General features: G+C 45.0%; 3 protein-coding genes. 1 reads left to right on the forward strand and 2 read right to left on the reverse strand.

Annotated elements, in window-relative coordinates; genetic code table 11:
• Together GRP75_RS26905 and mntR are read right to left on the reverse strand one after the other, a co-directional pair.
• Positions 1–411 (reverse strand): copper amine oxidase N-terminal domain-containing protein (locus GRP75_RS26905; RefSeq protein ID WP_160790883.1); only part of this gene is annotated, 411 nt, incomplete at its 3' end.
• A 136-nt stretch (positions 412–547) separates the two neighbouring features.
• Positions 548–973 carry a transcriptional regulator MntR gene (gene mntR / locus GRP75_RS26910; protein ID WP_007430946.1) on the reverse strand — a complete coding sequence of 142 codons (426 nt, stop codon included), beginning with the start codon at positions 971–973 and terminating at the stop codon, positions 548–550.
• A gap of 252 nt (positions 974–1,225) precedes the next feature.
• Between mntR and GRP75_RS26915 the strand changes: the two genes are divergently transcribed.
• Positions 1,226–1,413 (forward strand): spore photoproduct lyase family protein (locus GRP75_RS26915; protein WP_337194277.1); only part of this gene is annotated, 188 nt, incomplete at its 3' end.

The following is a 1,413-nucleotide window of genomic DNA, read 5'->3' on the forward strand; positions in this document are numbered from 1 at the left end:
TTGCCAATCCACTTTTAATCCCAACTCTTCCCCAACAAAACGCAGAGGCACCATGACTCTCCCGCTTGTCATACGGGCAGATGCATCCAGTCGAACTGACTTGCCATCCACCGTAGCGCTTTGTGCACCGTTCTCCATAGTTATATTTTTGTTCTGTGCTGTAATCGTTACCGTACCGGACGATTCCGACCAGTTGACCTGAGCGCCCAATCCCTCACTAATCACTCGCAAAGGAACCATCGTAACATTGGCTCCCTGTACAATATACGGTGACGCGTCACTTTGCAGGGACTGTCCGTCCAATATAATTTCAATATTACCAGTTGGAGCTGCTTGAACTCCAGGAACGATGGCAGTCTGCACTGCTAAGAGTAGGCCAGCAGCCAATGCCACTATTTTCTTTCGATTCATATTATTACAATCCTCCGCTAACCCTGTTAATTTTAACCCCTATCTTGTCCTGCTATATAATGGATAGACGCTAATAACCGGATATTTGTTGCGGTCGGGACAAATAAAAAAGCATCGTCCGTAAGGACAGATGCTTTTAGGAATCTCCACTCAATTCCTTGTGTATGTCATGAAGCTGGCGCAAGCGATCTTCATCCCGACGAAAATACTCAACCAATGTTTCGATACGGGTGATGGAATCCCAGCTCAAATGATGCTCAATACCTTCCACATCTTTATATATTAGGTCCTTGTCAACCCCAATCATATCCAGAAATTGCTCTAATAACTGATGGCGATCAACCAACCGTTTGCCGACCTTTTTCCCTTTCGGTGTCAAAATCAGTCCCCGATACTTCTCATATACAAGATAATCGTCCTTATCCAACTTCTGAATCATTTTGGTGACGGACGAAGGATGCACCTCTAACCCCTCTGCGATATCCGAGACACGAGCATAACCCTTCTCATCAATCAGTTGGTAAATGCGTTCCAAATAATCTTCCATGCTTGGCGTTGGCACTTGTTTCCCTCTTTTCTGTTATTGAACGGGCGCTTACCGCCTTCATTTCCTGCGTTAAACCTACTATGTAATGATACATGTTATCATTGCCCATTGGCAAGTCTCATCCCTCCACTCACAGCTATTGCCACGATTTGTTCAATTTAAGCGGGGCACACTAATATCGTCGTCCCTGTATCGTTTATTTCTGCGGCAATATGTTAAAGTTGGACACCAGAGCACTGTGGATTTATTTCGAAAGGAGCGTTAGTCATGTCTACGCTTGAGCGTACTCCTGTCCAAACCAGAGGAACCAAGCCATTTTTGCCTGATCTGGTGTTTTTTGAGCCAGACGCACTGAATTATCCTAAGGGCCAGCGTATTATGGATTGGGTTAAAGCCAAGGATATTCCGTATCGGATGACTACCTCTCACAACCGAATTACCAATTTACCAGGTGA

Source organism: Paenibacillus sp. OT2-17, from assembly GCF_009827695.1.
In the GTDB taxonomy this organism is placed as follows: domain Bacteria; phylum Bacillota; class Bacilli; order Paenibacillales; family Paenibacillaceae; genus Paenibacillus; species Paenibacillus polymyxa_B.